At 60.2% G+C, this 791-nt stretch carries 1 protein-coding gene; it reads right to left on the bottom strand.

The annotated features are described in order from the left end of the window. Nucleotides 1–791: reverse transcriptase domain-containing protein (locus IVA81_RS33630; protein ID WP_247326282.1), on the bottom strand; the 791-nt coding region annotated here is incomplete at both ends.

Below are 791 nucleotides of genomic sequence, written 5' to 3' on the forward strand. Positions count from 1 at the left end.
GCTGTTGCGGCCAGGGATGGAGGATACGGGGTTGAGGAAGCCAGTCATCCGCCAACTTCGTCATACGATCCCAAGTGAAGCCGGCTCGTTGGCTGCGGCGCCGAAGCGTTCGCCGCCAGAGGTCGGTCACATAATAGCGGAACGCTGAGAGCGCCCGCCCGTTTGCAGGAACCGCATAGTAGGCGAAGTGGCCGGTGATGACCTGTCTCAGCCATTTACCCTGGACGGGGATCGGTTGGTGCATTCGACGCCGCAGCTCTGCCTTGATGTCCTGAAGCTTCGTCCGCAGACGGTCGCGACGGGTCTTCCTTTCGAGCAGGAAGTTTCCCCGGCGTGACTTACCGCAGATGTGGATGAAGCCCAGAAACATGAAGGTCTCCGGTTTGCCGAGCCCGCGTGTCTTGCGATTGGTCGCCGCATAGCGACCGAACTCAATCAGGCGGGTCTTGTCCGAATGGAGCGTCAACGCGAATGCCTCAATCCGTTCACGCATCGCATCAAGGAAGCGACGAGCGTCGTCCTCATGCTCGAAGCCGGCCACCAGATCATCCGCATAGCGCACGATAATCATATCGCCGTGGGCCTCCTGCCGTCGCCAGCGTTCGGCCCAAAGATCGAAACAGTAGTGCAGGTAAACGTTGGCGAGCAGCGGCGAAATCACCGATCCTTGCCCCGTGCCCCTGTCGTCCACGGTTACGACCCCGTCTTCGAGGATACCCGCCCTCAGCCATTTACGGATCAGGCGGATGATGCGCTTGTCACCGATGCGGTGCTCCAAAAACTGGACTAGC

This window comes from Bradyrhizobium sp. 141 (assembly GCF_023074055.1).
Classification (GTDB): Bacteria; Pseudomonadota; Alphaproteobacteria; order Rhizobiales; family Xanthobacteraceae; genus Bradyrhizobium.